This window comes from Psychrobacillus psychrotolerans (genome assembly GCF_900115805.1).
Taxonomy (GTDB): domain Bacteria; phylum Bacillota; class Bacilli; order Bacillales_A; family Planococcaceae; genus Psychrobacillus; species Psychrobacillus psychrotolerans.
On sequence record NZ_FOXU01000001.1, the window covers coordinates 35,808 to 55,286 of the forward strand.

Annotated in this window: 22 protein-coding genes, 2 pseudogenes and 1 riboswitch; of the genes and pseudogenes, 22 read left to right on the forward strand and 2 right to left on the reverse strand. The window is 33.2% G+C overall.

The window, feature by feature from the left end; translation table 11 throughout:
- The first annotated feature begins 138 nt into the window (after positions 1 to 138).
- From BM260_RS00250 to BM260_RS00315, 15 genes and pseudogenes are all read left to right on the forward strand, one after another.
- Positions 139 to 648 (forward strand): annotated as a pseudogene (locus BM260_RS00250) (MepB family protein).
- Positions 649 to 820: 172 nt separating this feature from the next.
- Positions 821 to 1,234 (forward strand): hypothetical protein, encoded by a 414-nt coding sequence (locus tag BM260_RS00255; RefSeq protein ID WP_093533853.1) that lies wholly within the window; start codon positions 821 to 823, stop codon positions 1,232 to 1,234.
- 301 nt (positions 1,235 to 1,535) lie between these two features.
- Positions 1,536 to 1,964: a cytidine deaminase gene (locus BM260_RS00260; protein WP_093533855.1), complete on the forward strand. Its 429-nt coding sequence runs from the start codon at positions 1,536 to 1,538 to the stop codon at positions 1,962 to 1,964.
- Positions 1,965 to 2,252: 288 nt separating this feature from the next.
- Positions 2,253 to 2,783 carry a sigma-70 family RNA polymerase sigma factor gene (locus BM260_RS00265; protein WP_093533857.1) on the forward strand — a complete coding sequence of 177 codons (531 nt, stop codon included), beginning with the start codon at positions 2,253 to 2,255 and terminating at the stop codon, positions 2,781 to 2,783.
- Positions 2,767 to 4,059: a DUF4179 domain-containing protein gene (locus BM260_RS00270; protein ID WP_093533858.1), complete on the forward strand. Its 1,293-nt coding sequence runs from the start codon at positions 2,767 to 2,769 to the stop codon at positions 4,057 to 4,059. Before BM260_RS00265 ends, BM260_RS00270 begins: the two co-directional genes overlap by 17 nt.
- 183 nt (positions 4,060 to 4,242) lie before the next feature.
- Positions 4,243 to 4,374, forward strand: coding sequence for a hypothetical protein (locus tag BM260_RS18730; RefSeq protein ID WP_281249734.1), 132 nt, complete (start codon positions 4,243 to 4,245; stop codon positions 4,372 to 4,374).
- Between the two features lie 291 nt (positions 4,375 to 4,665).
- Positions 4,666 to 5,334 (forward strand): DNA alkylation repair protein, encoded by a 669-nt coding sequence (locus BM260_RS00275; protein ID WP_093533859.1) that lies wholly within the window; start codon positions 4,666 to 4,668, stop codon positions 5,332 to 5,334.
- A 343-nt stretch (positions 5,335 to 5,677) separates the two neighbouring features.
- Positions 5,678 to 6,055: a hypothetical protein gene (locus BM260_RS00280; protein ID WP_093533861.1), complete on the forward strand. Its 378-nt coding sequence runs from the start codon at positions 5,678 to 5,680 to the stop codon at positions 6,053 to 6,055.
- A 273-nt stretch (positions 6,056 to 6,328) separates the two neighbouring features.
- Entirely contained in the window at positions 6,329 to 6,541 is a 213-nt protein-coding gene (locus tag BM260_RS00285; RefSeq protein WP_093533863.1) for a DUF3149 domain-containing protein, read from the forward strand.
- Between the two features lie 122 nt (positions 6,542 to 6,663).
- A pseudogene (locus tag BM260_RS18890) lies at positions 6,664 to 7,134 on the forward strand (DinB family protein).
- Between the two features lie 372 nt (positions 7,135 to 7,506).
- Positions 7,507 to 8,070, forward strand: a complete 564-nt coding sequence (locus BM260_RS00295) for a sigma-70 family RNA polymerase sigma factor (RefSeq protein WP_093533866.1) — start codon at positions 7,507 to 7,509, stop codon at positions 8,068 to 8,070.
- Positions 8,067 to 9,089 (forward strand): DUF4179 domain-containing protein, encoded by a 1,023-nt coding sequence (locus BM260_RS00300; protein ID WP_093533868.1) that lies wholly within the window; start codon positions 8,067 to 8,069, stop codon positions 9,087 to 9,089. Before BM260_RS00295 ends, BM260_RS00300 begins: the two co-directional genes overlap by 4 nt.
- Positions 9,090 to 9,729: 640 nt before the next feature.
- Positions 9,730 to 10,401, forward strand: coding sequence for a MarR family winged helix-turn-helix transcriptional regulator (locus tag BM260_RS00305; protein ID WP_093533870.1), 672 nt, complete (start codon positions 9,730 to 9,732; stop codon positions 10,399 to 10,401).
- Between the two features lie 385 nt (positions 10,402 to 10,786).
- A complete protein-coding gene (locus tag BM260_RS00310; protein ID WP_093533872.1) occupies positions 10,787 to 11,143 on the forward strand; it encodes a cupin domain-containing protein in 357 nt (118 codons plus the stop codon).
- Positions 11,144 to 11,497: 354 nt separating this feature from the next.
- Positions 11,498 to 11,953, forward strand: coding sequence for a GNAT family N-acetyltransferase (locus tag BM260_RS00315; RefSeq protein WP_093533874.1), 456 nt, complete (start codon positions 11,498 to 11,500; stop codon positions 11,951 to 11,953).
- 209 nt (positions 11,954 to 12,162) lie between these two features.
- Here the strand turns inward: BM260_RS00315 and BM260_RS00320 are convergent, their stop codons facing one another.
- Together BM260_RS00320 and BM260_RS00325 are read right to left on the reverse strand one after the other, a co-directional pair.
- Positions 12,163 to 12,477, reverse strand: a complete 315-nt coding sequence (locus tag BM260_RS00320; RefSeq protein ID WP_093533876.1) for a DMT family transporter — start codon at positions 12,475 to 12,477, stop codon at positions 12,163 to 12,165.
- Complete coding sequence (locus BM260_RS00325) at positions 12,477 to 12,818, reverse strand: DMT family transporter (protein ID WP_093533878.1); 342 nt, start codon at positions 12,816 to 12,818, stop codon at positions 12,477 to 12,479. Before BM260_RS00325 ends, BM260_RS00320 begins: the two co-directional genes overlap by 1 nt.
- Positions 12,819 to 12,887: 69 nt before the next feature.
- A riboswitch (guanidine-I (ykkC/yxkD leader) is annotated at positions 12,888 to 12,986 on the reverse strand.
- Between the two features lie 158 nt (positions 12,987 to 13,144).
- On the opposite strand from BM260_RS00325, the gene BM260_RS00330 reads away from it, so the two are divergent.
- From BM260_RS00330 to BM260_RS00360, 7 genes are all read left to right on the forward strand, one after another.
- The gene (locus BM260_RS00330; RefSeq protein ID WP_139219880.1) at positions 13,145 to 14,071 is read left to right on the forward strand and encodes a GNAT family acetyltransferase; all 927 of its coding nucleotides are present in this window, start codon (positions 13,145 to 13,147) and stop codon (positions 14,069 to 14,071) included.
- Positions 14,072 to 14,325: 254 nt separating this feature from the next.
- Positions 14,326 to 14,937, forward strand: a complete 612-nt coding sequence (locus tag BM260_RS00335) for a DUF6434 domain-containing protein (RefSeq protein ID WP_093533882.1) — start codon at positions 14,326 to 14,328, stop codon at positions 14,935 to 14,937.
- Positions 14,938 to 15,040: 103 nt separating this feature from the next.
- Complete coding sequence (locus BM260_RS00340) at positions 15,041 to 15,256, forward strand: hypothetical protein (protein ID WP_407691692.1); 216 nt, start codon at positions 15,041 to 15,043, stop codon at positions 15,254 to 15,256.
- Between the two features lie 255 nt (positions 15,257 to 15,511).
- Positions 15,512 to 15,889, forward strand: coding sequence for a hypothetical protein (locus BM260_RS00345; RefSeq protein ID WP_093533886.1), 378 nt, complete (start codon positions 15,512 to 15,514; stop codon positions 15,887 to 15,889).
- 32 nt (positions 15,890 to 15,921) lie between these two features.
- Entirely contained in the window at positions 15,922 to 16,467 is a 546-nt protein-coding gene (locus tag BM260_RS00350) for a hypothetical protein (protein WP_093533888.1), read from the forward strand.
- 261 nt (positions 16,468 to 16,728) lie between these two features.
- Entirely contained in the window at positions 16,729 to 17,295 is a 567-nt protein-coding gene (locus tag BM260_RS00355) for an RNA polymerase sigma factor (RefSeq protein ID WP_093533890.1), read from the forward strand.
- On the forward strand, positions 17,273 to 18,844 hold the full coding sequence (locus BM260_RS00360; RefSeq protein WP_093533892.1) for a DUF4179 domain-containing protein: 1,572 nt from the start codon (positions 17,273 to 17,275) through the stop codon (positions 18,842 to 18,844). The genes BM260_RS00355 and BM260_RS00360 overlap by 23 nt, the downstream gene beginning before the upstream one ends.
- The last annotated feature ends 635 nt before the right edge of the window (positions 18,845 to 19,479 follow it).

The window sequence follows — 19,479 nt, forward strand, 5'->3', positions numbered from 1 at the left end:
TCTTCTACTAACGGGTGATTTAGTTCAAGGGAGTAGAGCCTTTTTCTTGATGAACTAAGCGGCAGGTTAGTTTAAGAGTGTTGTTTAACCTGTATTCAACAATCGGGTTCGATTATTAGAAATTGGAGGGGTGGAATAATGAATGATTTTTATACAGCATTAAGTTATGTAAATAAAATGATATACGAGCCAAATGACTTAACTGTAAAATCTGTTCAGGAAGAAAAGCAAAATTCTAAGTATGGTGCTGGTACATTTCGGTTATCTTCGAAAACAGTTCGTTTCAGAGTTGCAAATATAACCCCCACTAAAGTAGGGCAGTTTGTGGCATTTTGGGAAAAAGACGAAAATAATATAAACCAACCATTTACATATGAAGAAACACCTGATTTATTAGTTATAACTACTTTTCAAGATGATAGTAAGTTTGGACAATTTATTTTTCCAAAAGAAATACTTTTCAAACATAATATTCTGAGGTCCAGTTCAACAATGGGGAAAATGGCAATAAGAGTTTATTCTAGTTAGGATAAACCGACTAGTGAGCAAGCGTTGAAAACTCAAAGATGGCAGTTGCCTTATTTTGTAGATATGAGTGATCCGAGTAAATTATCCATAGACAAAATAATTGAGCTCTATTCGCTTTAATACCATGCAAACGGGCGTTATTGTTTAATAAATGACTCTATTGTTATTCACCTAACTGGTGCTTTACTTCAATAAGGAGTAAAGCACCTTTTCTTATTAACTCAAGCAGCAGGATAGTTAAACGGTTATTTTCCAGTTTATACACTCATACCTTTAAAAAAGGAGACATAGTGTGAAAAAAAGAAAGCTTAGTGCAGTCGTCTTTGGTTCCCTCTTATTAGTAATATTTTTTATTTATGCTCAGGCAGAAGGAACAAAAAAAGAAGATAAAATCCCTATTTCGCACTTATCCCAAGTAGAGCAAAAAGAATTAGAGGTCTTTCTCGAATCGCTCCAAAAAGAGGGAGGATTCTTCACCAAAGTCGGAGAAGAATTGAGAAAAGTGGGATATAGTTATCAAACAGCAGGAATGATTAATTCCAAAGATGATATTAACCTTATTATTATAATTCCTGAAAACGAAGTGGTTATGGAACAAAAAAAAGCTGGAGTAATGAAGATTTATCAAGATATGATTATAAAATCCAACTTGGACTTGAAGGCATTTAAAATTCAGGTCGGTCATGCTGACGATTTAGCTTGGTAAAAGCGATCCACAAACAATGTAAGGATTATTCAACTAACGAGGTGCTTACTTCATTAAGAAGTGAAGCACTTTTCTTATTGAAGTAAAAAACTGATTTTTTCAAAAAGTTAATCTAATTTTAGTGCTCAAAGGTTATAATTAGAGTTAGAAAAAAATCTCAACTAAGGGGTGATTTACTTTATGAATGAGTAAAGCACTTTCTAATCGAGCTAAGAAGCAGTAATAAGGAATTATATGTTGAATCAGACATTGTGGTGTTTTTAATAAATAAATTTTATTTAGACTATTGGGAGGAATTTGATTGAAAATCGAACAAAAATTATATGAATCAGTTATTGAACTTATAGAAAAGAGATACCCCGTTGGTTGGGGTGGAGCTGCGGCGATTGCTTTAGAAGATGGGTCTATACATACCAGTGTAGCTCCCGATGTTATAAATGATTCAACTGTAGTATGTATGGAAACTGGTGCTATCTTAGAAGCTCATAAATTGAATAAAAAGGTGACACACTCACTTTGTGTTGTCCGCGACGACGAGAAATCTAAATTCAAAGTCCTTTCTCCCTGCGGGATATGTCAAGAAAGGTTGTTTTATTGGGGCCCAAATGTAAGAGTTGCAGTTACACTGCCTGGTCAAGAACTAACTTTTAAATCATTATCAGAAGTTCAACCTTACCATTGGACAGGGGCTTATGATGAATACAAAGAAAAGTGGAATATTCTAAAGTAACTTCTTCCACTTAACGAGGTGCTTTACTTCAAGAAGGAGTAAAGACTTTTTTCTAATTGAACTAAAGCAGCAGTTTAGTTGAAGAAGGAATCGAACCTCTTGCACGGAAATAGGCTAAGCATAGTTATAAAAAAAGAGTGCGTCTCTACCAACAGTAGAGACGTTTTTATGTTGAATAATCTTTTTTCAATTTTTTTCTAAAAAAATTCATATAAGTTATACTCGAATTGCAACGAAAAGGTCATCTCATTCATCTAACGTTTGTAAGAAGAGAACGGAGGGAAGTCATTGCTTTTGCAAAACACATTTATAAAGGCTCAGAAAGGGGATAAAAAAGCATTTCTTCAATTAGTAGAAAGTGATAAAGAAAAGCTTTATAAAATGGCATATTTATATGTTAAGAACGAGAATGATGCTTTAGATATCGTTCAAGAAACAATCACTAAAGCGTATGCCAGTATAAAGACTGTAAAAGAGGAAAGGTATTTCAGTACATGGCTTACGAGGGTTCTTATCAATACAGCGTTGGAGTTTTTAAGAAAATCATCCAAAATAATCCGACTTGACGAAGAGATACCGGAGAGACAGTTTCCGAATGTGAAAATTGAAGAAAAACTGGATTTATTACATGCAATAGAACAGTTAGAAGATAAATATAAGACGGTCATTATTCTTCGTTATTACAGGGATTTACCTGTGCAACAAATAGCAGTTTGTCTAAATTGTCCTGAAGGAACAGTGAAATCGAATTTACATCGGGCAGTTCAAAAGCTGAAACAGTTTTATCAGGGAGGACAAGTAAATGGACAAGGATATTAAAAAATCAATTGATTCGATTCCAGTACCTAAACAAAAGCTAGACGCAGCCATTGAAGAAGGGTTAAATACAAGCCAAAAACAAATTATGCCTAAAAGGAAAAAAATAGGGATACTCGTGATGTCATGCGCTGTGGCATTTGGTTTACTGATTAGCTTAGGATTTCTTTCTCCTACTATGGCTGGTGTGCTTGCAAGGGTACCTTTACTTGATTCCATTTTTACATCAGTTGGTGATAAGGGTTTACGAGTTGCTATCCATGATGAAAATGCAGTTTTGTTAAACGAAACGATAACTAGCAATGGAGTTTCATTAAAGGTTCAGGAAGTGTTATATGATGGTACACGCCTTGCGTTTTCATTTGTACAGGATAAAGCTGAATCGATTATTACACACCGTATTGAAGTAAACGGTGAAGAAATCAACGCTCCAACAAGTATGAATGGTGAGTATTTAGCAAACGGACAATTTGCTGGACTTATCCAAATGTATCCAACAGAGTCCTTACCAAAAGAGTTTAATTTAAACGTATCCATAATAAGAATAGGTGAGACCATAGGTGATTGGCAGTTTGAAACACATGTATTACAAACCGATAATCATCCTGTGAATTTAGGGATAGGGCAACGGGCTGAATTAGATGACCTTTCCTTTGAAGTGAAAAAATTCGAGAGTACAGATTCAGCTATAAGTTTGCACATATTTTTTAAAGGAACTCCCGAAGCTTTATATAATCATCAAAACGAAAGATTAGAATTATTCTTGTTAGACCAAAATGGAAATTCTCTACCCGTGATAAGTCAATCAGGTTCAGGTGATGAGAAAGGTATGCTTCGCAAATACGTGTACGAACCGCTTAGTGAGGAAGTAAGTGATCTTACAATTAGTCCTTTCTTTGTGCCGGAAGTCACTGAAAGGAAGGAGAATACAGAAATATTGGAACAAAATCGTTTGCCCTTAACAATTTCACAAGGTGAGATGGGAGATATAGTGGTGACGAGAATGGAAGAAGAAAACGAACTAACTGCAGTTTACTTTGAATCGACAAGTTCATTCCCGTTCGGTACAAATTTTGAGATGAATCATTTATGGGTGGAAGATAGTGACGGTAATTATTTAATTGAAGAAGGAGGTTATCCTAAAGCGATTGGTAAAAATAAATATAAAATGTATATTAACGATACAAAAGACAATGGGGAAATAATTATTAAAACAATTAATATTCCAAAAATGACGCTAAATCAAGAAGCTCAAATTACAGTCGAAATTCCACGATAAGGCTAGCAACAGAGATTATGGTGATGATTCTATGCCTTCATTTAGAAGTGAATTAACTCTTCATCAACTAACGGATGCTTTACTTCAAGAAGGAGTATCCTCTCGACTTCTAGAATACAAAGATATGGACAAATTCTATGTCAAGGTGGGTAAGAGATGGGGTTGTTAGGGAGAGTGGTTTTTTTGCAAAGATTACGAGTTGAGCTAGTGGAAAAAAGAAAACAAGTTACCAATGACCTTCAAATTGATGAAATTGACAAGCAAATACGTAAGATAAATCTAGAGATACAGAATATTAGTAGATTGGCAGAATAAAGTACAATTTCCTTCTTAATAACGGGTGCTTTACTTCAAGAAGGAGTAAAGCTTTTTTTTATATTAACGAAGCAGGCTATAGGGGCATGTATGAATAAACATAAAAAGACATTCATTTTTGAAAAGTAATACTATTAATTTTGATAGTGGCAATTGATATTTAGATATGCTGAGTTTAGCAGAACATATTATGTATATTGATATGGAGTCAAATATGCATTATTCAACTAACGAAATTAAGTTCTTGATATCATATTAGGAAACAGTGTTTAAATAAAGGAGGTATATAAAATGGATGAAAAAAAAGATACAGAAATAAAACGCTCTTCAAAAGCAGAAAACATTCTACCTCAGATCAATAGTAAAACAAAGCTAGGAGACTTACGAAAAATTGCGAAGGACATTAAAAAAGATCACGAACTAGCTATGGAACTTTGGTCAACCGAAGAGTTTTTGCCTAGACTATTAGCAATCTTAATTATGGACAAAAAACTTCTTTCACAAGATGTGCTAAATAAGCTTGATAAGGATATGCAGACTCACAGTTTAGTTGAGCGAAATAACTTAATGGATTGGTTAATGGCTAATCAGCTCACCAAAGACAAGAAGAATATTGTATTGATGGAGTCATGGGAAAATAGTCCTTCTGCTCTTCAAAGGCGAACTTTCTGGTATTATCAAGGGCGATTAAGATGGACTGGACAAACACCTCCTGATAACACCGCAGACTTGCTATCTGCATTAGAAGCTAATATTACGCAGGAAGAACCGGAAGTTCAATGGGCTATGAATTTTACCGCAGGCTGGATAGGCGTTTATGATGAAAAGAATCGTGCACGTTGTATTAAACTTGGTGAGAGAACGGGTCTTTACAAAGATGAAATAGTAGCAAAAGGATGTACTCCTAGCTATTTGCCGGAGTTCATTACGATTGAATTTAACAAACGACATAATAATTAGTTACCTCTAAAAATTTATTGGGTGCCTACTCATATAGAGTGCGACAGTCTGTGATGCACCGTGGGCGTCGGAGTCAGACTAACGGATGGGCTCGATGACATATAGTTGATCGAACTTCTTCGTCAACCGTAGTATCCTATACTCATTTTTCTCATTTTAATTCTCTGTGGTGTAGTGCTAGTTTTGTGCAACATGGATGGCTAAGGGGTGCTTTACTTCAAGAAGAGGTAAAGCACTTTTCTTATTGAAGTATCGCCGCAGGATAGTTTAATAAGAAAAAACAGAATAATGCGAAACTACTCACGCTATTCATACGTATATAGACTAAAGGAAGTGTTACCAAATGAAGAAAGTTAATGTATTTATTATTGTACTTATGCTACTTTCAATGACCAGTTTGTTAGCTTATGATTTCTTTCCTGATTTAATTGACTTCATTTACTTGCCAAAATCACTTGTTGTTGCACTGTTGATAATCATAGTTATTTTCAGTATTTTATCTAACAGGTTTCAAAAAGATAACTCAAGATTAATTCTACTTTGGCAATTGGTTTCAATGTTGTATTTGTTTCTGTTAGTTGTTGCATTTACAGTTCTCGGGGGTATTTCACAAGTAGGAATATCTTTAAATAATCCAGTCTTATGGATTGTTATTCTTATTAGTATTTATGAGATATACGAACAAAGTAAAAAAGTAAAAGTATCAAATTCGATTTCTTGAAGAAAGCGTACTACTTCTGATTTAAACACTCAAAAACACCAACTTCAGATAAATTATCATATTTACGTATTCCAAACTAATAATTTTCCAAATTTTTATTCGACCATAATGTGTAATAAAAGAGACGGTGCTTATTCAACTAACGGGGCTGTACTTCATAAAGGAAAAGCACTTTTCTTATTGAACAACGTGGCTGGTTAGTTGAATAAGGAAATACAGCTATTTGAAAAATTTGAATTATTTTACAAATTGAATATAAAGGGGAGATTTGAAATGGCGAAAAATAAGATTTTTGAATGGATTGGATTTGTCATCATTATCGGTTCTATTTATGCTAATGGTTCTTTTCGTGCAGATGGTATTACAACTGGTACAGGAATAAATTTAAGCGTAATCGGAATAGTTGTGGGTGTAATTCTTACTTTTACACTTTTCTTTATTAGGAAATTTAGAAATAAAGAAGCACTTAATAGATCTGTAAATTAAATAGCTAACCAGTTTCTACATTTTTTTCAAATGGTTGCTTTACCTCAAGAAGGAGTAATGTTTTTTTCTTATTGAATAAAAGTCACAGGTTATTTTAATAGAAGGATGTAGAGGAGGATTAGATGAATAAATATTGTAAGAGTGCATTACATCAAATTAAAGTCGCTGTAACTACAATTATTGAGATGATAGAAAAGTTAGAAGAAAATGACTTACAAAAAAGACCTACACCCAGTAAGCATTCCATAGGAGAACTTTTAGAACACATAGCTATTATTTGTGTAGCTGATTCACTTATATCGGACGGCGCATCCCAAGACATGATGAATCAATTTTATGCAAGTATTTCATAAAAAAGTCTAGATGAGATGAAAGAAGCGTTGATAAACAATCACCAATTTTTAGAAGATAAATTTATGAAGTATACAGAAGTCGAGCTTCATGAGGAAATTAGTTCTTATTGGGGCGTTACATATTCACGATATGAATGGTTGTTAGAGATTGTAGCTCACATTTATCATCACAGAGGACAATTACACTCTATGCTTGTTCATTGTTATGGAATAGACCCAAAAACTCCATTGTTTGAATAGAACTTTACTATTCAACTAACGAGTGAGTTAGTAAAATATTCACTTTCCGAAATAATCAATTTGGTTTTTTCAAAAATAGACAAATAACATTAAAACTTAAATAAGTTTTAGTACCTAGTATCATGATAAAACACTGTTATAATAGGACAACATAAAGAGCCTGCTCAGATTAAAGGTAGTAAGACCCTATAGAACTGACAATAAGGAAAGTCTATTTTTTAAGGTCGACGAGAAATCAAAATCAATATCAAATTATATACTACCACATCGATGTAAATTTTCGTTTACATCGATTTTTTTATGCGAGAAAATTGTTGGTGGCTTCGTTATAGTTAGTGAAAAGCTTTTCGAATGAAGTGAAGGAGCGAGCATATGAAATGTACAGAGAGAAATTATATTAGTCGACTAAAAAAACAAAAAGAAGATGCACTCGAATATATAATGGAACATTACGGAGGCTTAGTCCACGGTATATCCTATCATATTTTGGGACATGTTAGCCATCAAGCCGTCGATGAATGCGTAAATGATACCTTTTTACTCATTTGGCAGCGTGCTCATCAATTCGATGGTGACGCAATAGCTTTTAAAAAGTGGGTTGGCATGATTACGAAATATAAGGCTATTGACTACTATCGCGCGTTAGAAAAGCAAAAGACACGTGAACAAACAGACGAGCAAGTACTTTTGGAGCAATCAACACCTGATATGCAAAGGACATATATACAAAAGGAACAAAGAGATGAGCTACTAGCGGCCATTAGTAGATTGCCAGAAATAGACCGTGACATTTTCATAATGAAATATTTTTTAAATTTACCAAGTAGCGAAATAGCAAAAACTTTACATTTGTCTGTAACTGCTATCGATAATCGTTTATCACGTGGTCGAAAGAAGCTTGCTCAAAAAATAAAATTAAAGGAGCAATTCATATGAATGAAGAGATGAAAAGATTTGTGGAAATAGATGTTGATACAATTGAGGAAAAGCCACTAACAGACATACAAAAGCAGAAAATCCGTAAAAATGCACGTACAAAAAAAGCCCCCAATCGTACGTGGAAGAAATTTGTTACAGCTGCAGTTGTTAGTTTAGTAGCGCTTTCAGGAAGCTTGTATGCATTGCCAACAATTGCGAGTCAGTTACCTTTTGTTGAAAATATTTTAGAAAAAATCGACCCTAATTTTGTGCCAAAAAACTATGTGGCGTTGGCGACGATTATTAACCAAGTCGAATCGAGTAATGGTATCGATATCATGATTGAAAATGCTGTTTACGATGGTACTACTTTAATGGTGGCGTATGCCATCCATTCCGACAAAGATTTAGGGGAACAGCCTTTAACTGATACAATGTTCGATATAAAGGGGGCTACTGCTGCAACAGGGGCTTCATCATTAGAGAAATCTGCTGACGGTCTTTACACAGGTATAATAAAAATGACACCTACATTTAATAAACACTTGGACGTATTGAAAATTAAATGGCAGCCTGAAAAAATTACAAATCCCGATACAAATGAAACTTTTGAAGGAGATTGGTCATTTGCCTTTACAATGGATACACTTCCTGGTAAATTAGAACATTTAAAAATAACTTCAACTAATGATAAAGCGAAAATTCAAATTAATAAAGTAAACTATACTGATTTATCAACAGTTATACATTATGAATATAACATCGACCCAGCTATTATGAAAAAGCAACCACTATCATCAATTCATTTCGTAAAAGCGATCGATAATCATGGCAATGAGTATGAAATTCATGACAATGGTGGTGCTATTTCTGAGGATGGACATGGCTTTGATTGGAGCTTTGCGTTATATAATTTATCAGAGGATGTAACTACAATTACATTAACGGCTGAAATTTGTTATGTTTCACAATCAGGTGAAATAACATCAGATATGCGAGAATTATTAGAGCCAATTACAGTCGAACTCAATAGATAATGTGTGAGCAAATGAAAATTGAAATAAATGAGTATCTAATATAATTGGAAATTTAATTAACCTAAACGAGCTTTTAACATTTGCTAATATACCATCCTTTTAAAGATAAAACGATAAGCCCTCACAATCAACATTTGTGAGGGCTAATATGCTTGGTTTTGTCTATTTACTCGTATATCTTTTGTTTTACATAAAAAGTAAGAGTGTAGAAAAAAAGGAGGTGTAATCCTCTGCTTTGATCACTTACTCTTTTTGAAGATCTACTTTCTATTATATGCTTTTTTATTTGCGCAAAAATTAACCTATGAAAGAGTGGCCAAATAAATTGAATTGTTGAAGTAAGCTTATCACTGTGGTTTTCCTATAAATAAATAGAATTTAGAGTGTTTTTTAGACTACTTGGATATTTATGTTTAATATAAATTTGTGAAGAATTTCACTTAAACTAACGCGGCAGGTTAGTTGAAGAGTATTATTTAACTTGTGTTCCACAATCGGGCCATTTACTGGAACAAGATAACGATTTTTAACCATTTATTGTTATATTTATTTTGTATTTGCAAAAGGATGTCTGTATAATCAGTCTAAATACTTTAGTTATATAAAATTTTTAGATTTAAAATAAAGGGGTGCCGTTAATATGGAAATAAATAAGATGAAATCCATTCTCACAAAACTAGATGAAATTAATTATGTTTTACTTCATCATTACGAAGAAATCATCGATTATAACATACCACCTAAGCAAGCATTGGTACTAGAGCATCTACATAGACATTCAAAATTATCAGTTAATGAATTGGCGAGTGAAATGAAAGTTACACCAGGAGCTATAAGTCAACTTTTAGCTAAATTGGAACAACAGCAATACATTGTCCGTTCGATTAACCCAGAGTCTTGTCGTGAAATTATTGTCACACTAGGAGAAAAAGGGACTAATTTATATCAAGCGTTCGAGAAAATCGATCAGATAATAGGCGAATCGGAAGAAGACTTAAAAAGTGAAATACGTCCATTTATTGAAGAAAGTTTTGGTGAAACAACGGATTTCTTCGTTTTCTTTGTCACTGATAATATCGGTCTAGAATCAGATATCGATTCTCTAAAACCTAAAAGTTATAAAGAGTCTGAGGTTGCACCACTCATCTTTATTACTGTTCCTCGTAAAAAGAGCGATGATGACGAAAAAATCCTAAATGAATTAATTGCTTCTTTAAAAAGCGAAGATAAATTAAAACACGGTTCGTTTGCTATGAGTTATATTGATGAAAAAGGTGTCATTTTAGATGATGAATGGCATAAAGATTTCTAATTAAATAACTTCTTCAATTAATAGGCGCTATCCTTGAATAAGGAAATTGCTTTTTTATTGGAGTGTAAAATTAGGGAGCAAAATTTTTGGAAAGAAAGTTACCAAACTACGCTTTAGAACACAGAAAATTTCTTCAGTTTCAAATGTAATAAAAAGCTAGACTTTGGAGCATTTTGGGACACAGAAATCCAATCTTCCGCAATCGGGCGCGATTGTTGAATAAGCTTCACTTTTCTTATTCCACTAACGGGTGCTTTACTTCAAGAAGGAGTAAAGCCTTTTTTCTTTTTGAACTAAGGGGTAGGTTAGTTTAATAACAATTACAGGATTATCGTTCAACATGGTTGAATAAGTGTTATATATACTAATTCTTTGGGGGTACATAATGGATTTTTATAAAATCAGTAAAGATAGTGGTAAGAGGATTTCAAAATTTAATTCAGATTTTATTATGTCTCGTGTAATTCAAACAGATAAAGCAACTAATATAGTGTGTATGAACTTAGAAGAAAATGGCATAATAGGGTACCATCAAGCAGCAGTTCCTCAACTTTTGGTAGTAATAGCTGGAGAAGGGTATGTTCGTAATGATAAAGAAGAATATATTAAAGTTCAGTCTGGAGATGCTGTATTTTGGGAAAAAGATGAATGGCATGAAACGAAATCAGATAAAGGATTAACTGCTATTGTAATTGAAAGTGTTGAGTTAAATCCTTCCTTATTTATGCCATTAAAGAAATAGAAGTTGTTCAACTAACGGGTGCTTTAGCAAAATATGCCCTTCCTTTCGAAGGTCTATTTTTATGTACAAAATATTAAATTGATCTCAGATATGCCTTGTGAAATGTTACATTTAAACTAAAGCCACAGGTTAGTTGAATACGAAAGTTAAATTATTTTAAGAGGGAATTAAGTGGGTGAAAATAGTATAATTAAAAAGTCTGAAAATTAATTGATGTGATTTTTAGTCAATAGTTGTTAGAGGAGGCGTTCATTATGACGAATAAAAGAATTTATATTATTAATGATTACAAGGGGATAACGACTACTTAACAAAGTTGTTTAGCGTTTCCCCAAATTTTGAAAGGGGAAAATTATGAGTATTGAAAATGTGAAAATCGTAGAATTAAATGCAGAAAACTGGTACGAATGTTGCGAATTAGAGGTATCAACAGAACAAAAAGAATACATGGAGCCCAATGCTATATCAATTGCTCAGTCAAAGTTTGAGCCTACATTAAAGCCATATGCTATTTATGTTGAAGATAAAATAGTTGGTTTTTTGATGTACAATTCAGTTCAAGAAGAACTTGGTGGCTATTGGGTTTATAGAATAATGGTGGATGAGGAATACCAAGGCAAGGGTATCGGTAAAGCTGCAACCAAATTAATGATTTCAGAAATGGCTAAATTACCGAATCCCCAAAAAATTGTTGTAGGCTATCACCCTGAAAACTTAGGAGCACATAATTTATACTCGAGTTTGGGATTTATTGATAATGGTGATAGGTTCGGTAAGGAAATGGCAGTTATAAAAAATGTAAGCGAGTGATAGGTCGATAGAATATTTCCATAAGAAAGGACCATTCTTTGGTCTTTTCTTATTGTGCTAACGTGTGCTTTACTTCAAGAAGGAGAAGCAGAATTGTTAAAAAAGCAATTCTAAAGCAGTAGTTTAGTTCAATAAAAATAAAAATAAAGAAGATAATTTGCTTGTTTTAAAACAAATTATCTTCTTCATATGACAATCTATAAGCTCATTTATGAGACGATTTTTAGACCAATTGCAGCACCTAAGACCATCCCTATAAAAACTAGTCTTCTCCAATCTTTTGATTCCCCATATAATAGCATACCTAAAATTGCCCCACCAGAAGCACCAATTCCTGTCCAAATTGCATAAGCTGTTCCCATAGGAAGTGTTTTCATTGAATAAGCAAGAAACATAAAACTAGCCCCAAACGCGAGAATTAATAGAACTAATGATTGCCAATTACGGTCATTGTGCAATTTATTTATCATACCAACACCAAACATTTCAAATAAGCCTGCAACAACCAAAGAAACCCACGCCATTAAGATTCAACTCCTTCTTTATCGATGTCTTTAGTAACTAATTTCAAACCAATTACCCCTCCCAATAAAACTAAAATTAAAATAACTTTTGCTATTTTAAATGGTTCACCAAAAAATACGATGTCCGAAAAAACTGTTCCGGCTGTACCTAGTCCTACAAAAACCGCATAGACAGTCCCAACAGGCAGTTTTTTGCCAGCCATAATCATTAAATAAAAACTAACGATAATAGCAATAACAGTTCCAGTCCAAGTCCAAAAGTCATCTGCATGTTTTAATCCAATAACCCAAAAAACTTCGAAGAAAGCAGCGAGTACTACTTTAACCCAGTTTGTATTCATTTAAATAACCCCTCCTTTTATATTCTATAAAAACAAAAAAAGCCCGAGAGATAACTGTATGAAAACAGTTTCTCCCAGGCTTTTATCCTTCCGTGACACAGCATAGCTGTGAGTTTTCTCTCGGACCAGACCAACATAGATAGTTGCGGAACCCTAGAAAACATTTAATGTATGCAATTAACTTGTATTATACACAATATTAGAATGAAAATCTATCTTCTTACACTAAGGGGTTCTTTACCTCAAGAAGGAATTAAGCTTTTTCCCTTATTCCACTAGAGGGGCAGGTTAGTGGAAGAACAATGTAGAATTACTATATTGAGGTGATGGAAATGTTGAGAAGTGACTATGCTATAAAACGTAATAATTCTGTGAATATCGAGTTTATCAAAGATATATTATCAAAATGGGTGTGGGATGATGATTTCACTTATCGCTATTTTTTAAGAGGTGTACACATCAAGAATAACATTTGTACATATGAAGCTTACGAGGATAAAAAGTTGGTAGGTTTAATAACTGCTTGGAAATCTGCATTTCATCCATCTTGTACATACTTTTCAATGGTTACAAAACAACATACTGGAAATGAAATTGAAGCTGTTTTAATCGAAGCTTTATACAACTTTAAAAATATTCAATTACCACTACAAACTTCTATTTGGGAATCTTCGTATGGACTAAAAACATTCTATGAAGAAGTTGGTTTCTTAGAAGTTAGAAGGACATATATGCCTTTGTTAAGAACCTCAAAGATGGATTTCCAACAAGTCTTCCCTGATGTTAATGAACAAGATATCAGCATACAAGACTTTGATAGTATAGATAATCACAAAGAACTAAAATTCAAATTGATAAACCTTGTAAGAGAAAACTATGAGATAGCTCATTCAGTTAATCCTGTTGGAGTTCACAGCTTTCAGAAATGGGAAGAGCTAATTTTTAATGAGGATACAATTAAAAGTGGAAGTTTTGTTATTTTAAAGAATAATGAGATACAGGCTTATTCCTTGTTACATTATTCGAATACCCCCATTCAATTTGAATTTGGATGGAGAGGATGTAGGAAGAAAACAGATGTTCGAAATATGTTAATTTTAACAGCATCCCAAATAAATTATGCCTTTGAAAAAGGAGTAAAATATATTGAAGCTGAAGTAGATACTACTGACTATTTTTCAGTAGAAATGTTAAAATTCTTTCCCTTTTCTCCAGCTCCGACATTATTGACTGTTCAAAAAAAGGACATATGATGATTAGTGTTCTGCAATATTGTGAAAGTCTACACTTAAACTAACGTGCTTATTTAACAAGTGGTTGCCTGCCGGTGCAGAGGTAGCTCCTTTTTCTAATTAACTACCGTCGCTCGGTAATGCAAGAGTTCTGGCTCCTTTTGCTCTGGTTATCTCATGGTATATTGCGAATATCTAGAGATACTTTAAAAAACAGAAATCCAAATGATGGTATTATATAATATTATATAAAAACATAACTGGGGATGAGGTAATTGAGACCTTTATTAAATAAAGAAATAAATGTACAAGAGTTTCGTAATTTCTATTGGTTGAAAGAAGAGTTGCAAACATTTTGCAGAGAGAATGGGATGAGTGCTTCTGGTTCTAAGATTGAGATATCGGACAGAATTGCAATTTTTCTTCAAACAGGGAAAATACAAAAGCCACTGAGGAAAGTAAAGTGCTCTTCGAAAGAAACAACAGCAACAGATTTAAGTCTTGATACTGTGATTACTGAAAATCATCGTTGCAGTCAAGAAGTAAGAGCCTTTTTCAAAACGGCGATTAATCCTAAGTTTCACTTTTCAACGTATATTCAAAACTATATTAAGAACAATATTGGAAAGACATATAATGATGTTGTAAATGCTTGGAATGAAGAAGAGGAACGCAAGAAAGAGCCTTCTTACAAAAAACAAATAGGTTCACAATTTGAATACAATCAGTTCACCAGAGACTATTTCGCGGATTCAGAAAACAAGGAGAAAAATCGAGAGGATGCAATTAAAGCATGGAATAGGATTAAAATGCTACCTGGTAGCAACAAATACCTTTCAAAGAATGACCAGAGATCCATTAATCTTACTTCTGAAGTTAAGGAATAAGGCTTTTTTCTTTGGTAAAATGGCAGGTTAATCCAAAGCTGTTCTGAAACCGATAAAAAATTAAATCGTATATTATTAATATTTTTTTAGGGAGATGGGGAAGGTGGGAGATATCTTAGGTTTTATATTTATTATTCCCCTGTATGGGGTATTAATTTGGAGTTTTTTCTACCCGAAAGAAAGTTTGTTGTGGGGAAAAAGGTGGATGTATCAAGAAGATCCTGAAATATCGGCTGGTGCAATTCGTTATATAAAGGTTGCGTCTTTAATCACTGTTATTGGAATGACCTTAGCTTTTATTATTTTCATACTTACATAATATTAGAAGTAATTCTCCAAAGAACATCGCTTTCTCTTTATTCAAGTAAAGTCTCAGGTTAGTTAAAAAGCAGGTAAATTTGGAGGGATATCGAAGTAGTTAATATCAACTAACAGAGAAGGTAAAGGAGCATTTGTGACTGGTGAAAAGCGGGAAATTATCCTACTACTTCATATTGAGGTAACGCGTACTTAGTTCAACAAGGACTTGTAACTTATTTCCAAATAATAGTCTAATTTCAGAGGGGGAATATGGATGAAAAAACTATTTGTTTTATTTATCGCATCTGGACTTATGTTAATTGGTTGCTCCCAAAAACAAGAAAATAATTTAACTGAAGTTCTTAATAAAGGCAGTGCTGAAACAGTCACTAGCACTAAAGCGACTTCCTTGGAACTAAACGAAATAGATGAAATAGAAATTTTCACAACAGCGGTAAGTGATTCAATGAAAAAGCCTGGTATTGTCAACATGACAGATCCACAATATCATTTTAGTATCGGTGAAGAATCATATTCTCTTTGGATTACTGAAGATTCTGGGACAATTATGAACTCAAAAGACACGCATACGGTTTATACGTTATCTAGTAATTCAGTCCAAAAAATTTATGAGTTTGTTAATAAAGGATAAGAAGGTATAAAACGTATAGGGGGTATATTTGGGTGTTTAAAAAAAATATACAAGCCGTTATTTGGGCTTTCATTGTTATTGTTCTCGTTATGATTTGGCTCTTGCCACGAGGAGATGACAAGGAACAAATAGCAGGTGAAATTAATAATCATTGGAACGTTGCAAACATAAATCATATTGAAGTAATTGATGACAATAAATCAGTTGCTTTTTCCCAAACTGTTGATGGTAATGAGATGGAAGTGTATCTAGAAAAATCGTTGTTTTCTTGGGAGAAAAAAAGTGACTATTCCTTTAACCCAGAAGGAATAACTGAACCAATCCATCTTTCATTTTTTAGTTCTCCTTTTAGCAATGAAGAAGAATTTAATGCTGTTTTACTAAGGGTATTCGATAAAGAGATTGATAGCGTACAAATTGTCAAAGGTGACGATACAATTCATAATTTTAAACTTCTTACTAAGGATTCAGGTAAGAAATTTGCATTGTTTAGAACGAAAAGTGATGAATTATTTGATGCTGAGTATATTGCTTACAATAGCGAGGGTGAAGTAGTTTATATGAAGCCAGCACAATAATCTTTTAAGGTACATAATAAAATTCTAAGTACTAACGAGAGCTTTACTTCAAGAAGAGGTAAAGTTTTTTTATTGAACTAATAGAGTTTCGTTCTATAACAGGATAAAATCGGTCACATAAAATGTACGATTTTTCGAGCTATTCAATATGTCGAATAAAATTTAATTGGCAGTAAATGAAATTATTTAACTATATAACTCGTTATAAGAGGAGAGGGGAAAAACAAGGCATCTCTAAAATTGTTTTAGAAGGAGGTTCATATGGAAGAAGAGTTGAAGTGGATTCAAGAGGTATTAACTGGCAATAAGCAGGCGTATTCTCACATTATTGATAAATACAAAAACCTGCTATATGCGACTGTTTTACGGATGACGAAAAATCCGCAAATTGCTCAAGACTTAGTTCAAGAGGCATTCATAAAGGTATATCACCAACTAGGAAAGTTCGATCATAAGGGATCGTTTTCTAGTTGGATTTATCGGGTGACTATAAACCATTGTATGGATGAGTTTAGAAAGAAAAGCTACCAATTGAAACAAGTACAAATAAACGAAGAAAGAGTTGAAGATTCTAATCATCCAGAGATAATTTTATTGAAAAAGGAAAAAAGTAGACAGTTAGAACGATTGATCTCGACGCTTCCTGAAGATGAAAGACTGATTATTCTATTACGATATGTGAATGAATTAAGTTATGAGGAAATAAGTGAACTGGTTGAAGTTCCACTTTCAGGAGTTCGAAATAAACTTCACCGAGCAAAGAAAAAAATGAGAGAAACAATAAATCGTGAAGGAGGATATTTTTATGAACTGTCCGAAGGCCGATAAACTTTCCCAGTACGCGGATAACCTACTAACACAGCAAGAACACTCTCAAATACATATACATCTAAACACTTGTGTTACTTGTTCGAGTATTGTTCAACTTTTTAAAGAGGAACAGGAATTTTTAAAGATTAATTTACAATCACCAACATTACCAGATCATTTTGCATCACTTGTATTGGAACAACTGGAACCTTATGAACAGAAGGATGTTCGAAGAAAAAGAATGATTTGGAAACGTATCGTTCTACTGGCTGCAAGTATTATGTTAGCTGTAGTTTTAACTGCAACATTAAGTCCTACTTTTGCCCAGATAATAAGTGGCATGTTTAGTACCAAGCAGGTCGATGAAGGATTAAATATGGCATCAGTTGATGGGCTAGGTGAAAGGGTTGATTTGGAAGTGTCAGATCAACAACTTACATTGAAAGTGGAGGACGTAATTGTAGATTCATCGCGAATAGCATTGTCTTTACAAGTCATAGATGAAAAAGGTATTGTAGTAAGGCCAAATATAGATCATTCAATAGAAGGTAACCAAATCTCCGTTTCTGGTTTTAATGGTGAGTACAATTATACAATGGGTTACAGATTGGATGGAGGATTAGATTATAATTCTTTTCAAGTATTTATTGATGAACCTGGATTAGAGAAAGTAACAATCAACTTTCATCTGGTCGAATTAAATGGCAAACAGGGAAACTGGGACTTAGAAATACCAGTGGAAATAACAGGGAACAAAGATATCAAAAAAAGTGTGAATCTTAATAAAGAAAAACAGACGATAAATGGCGTAACAATTAATTTAAAAGAAATAAAATTTGCACCCACATCGAATAGTTTGCTGTATGAAACTTCATACGAAGCATCAGAACAATTAGTAATCGAGAATGATTTTAAAGCTTTAAATGAACAGTACGGATTGGATACCAGTGAACTTGCATCCTATGGAACATCTATTAAATATCATATAGAAAATAAGGAAAACAATGTCATAATGAAATTTTCTCCTTATATTCAGGACGAACCTATGGATGATAAAATAATCATTAGTTCTGCAAACGAAAAAGGTAAAATAGGGCATGCTGCCTGGAAAGAAGTATTTGTACCTGATAAAAATGACAGCAATCTCACATTTGTATTGGATGGTGTTTATAAAGTAATTCCCACTAATTTTTCTGTTAAGTTTAATCCTAAAGAAGTAAAAGAGAATCCTGTAACGTTTAAATATATGGGAAAAGAAGTAACAATAAAAAAGGCTGAATTACAAAGTAGTGCCAATACAAGTGATCCAGTTATATTTGAAATTGAAATGGCAGTGAATCAAGAAAGTAATGAAATGGAATTTGGTAAGTGGGTGTTGAAAGAAAATACTGGAAGCTATTTTAGACTTGATAGTGAAACTACGACAGGAGAGATGGAAGATTACAACCATACGCTCTACTTCAAAACTACTGGTTTAGATGACATCCCGGAAGAAATGTCTTTACACCTTCTTACTGCAACTAGCTATTATGAGGCAGATAACAAATGGCGAGTTCCTTTATATTAATAAATAAGTCAATAGGATATAGAATGGAGAACCAAGTATCTTCCTCAATAAATCCTAATATCGAAGTATTTCTTTATATACTTTCTATAGGATGTTCTACCGTTAAATTGAGGGTCAAGAGCAACTAGTTAGTTCTTTCTATTCAGGTGAGATGCCATAAGTGATACGTTAAAAATCCAAGCACAAAAAGATAATCTTGTTATTCTATTGATGTGCAAATTAAGAGATTTTTTTAGCCTCAATCCTAAATGGTTCCCTACAAATCACACTTTATTTCAAAGCTACAAAGATGCTAAAAACCACTTTCCATAAGTTATTGGAAAGTGGTTTTTTCATGAAGCAAAGGTAGTGTATCTTTTGCTCTTTTGTTTATGTATGGCATCTAGTTGGTGTATTAGTATAAGTTCCGTATTTAGAGTTAGTCTACTAGAAGTGCATCAAATGGCGACGTTCCAAAATTCTAATGTGCCGTCAATGAAATTGGGAGTTAACATTAAAATCCCTATTATATAATAAATATACTTCACATTAATCAAGCTCTACATCATTATCTTTATTGCAAATGCAACAATATTAGTTTAAGATGAATGTAGATTTTATTATTGCATTTACAACAAAGATATTTACGGAGGAGC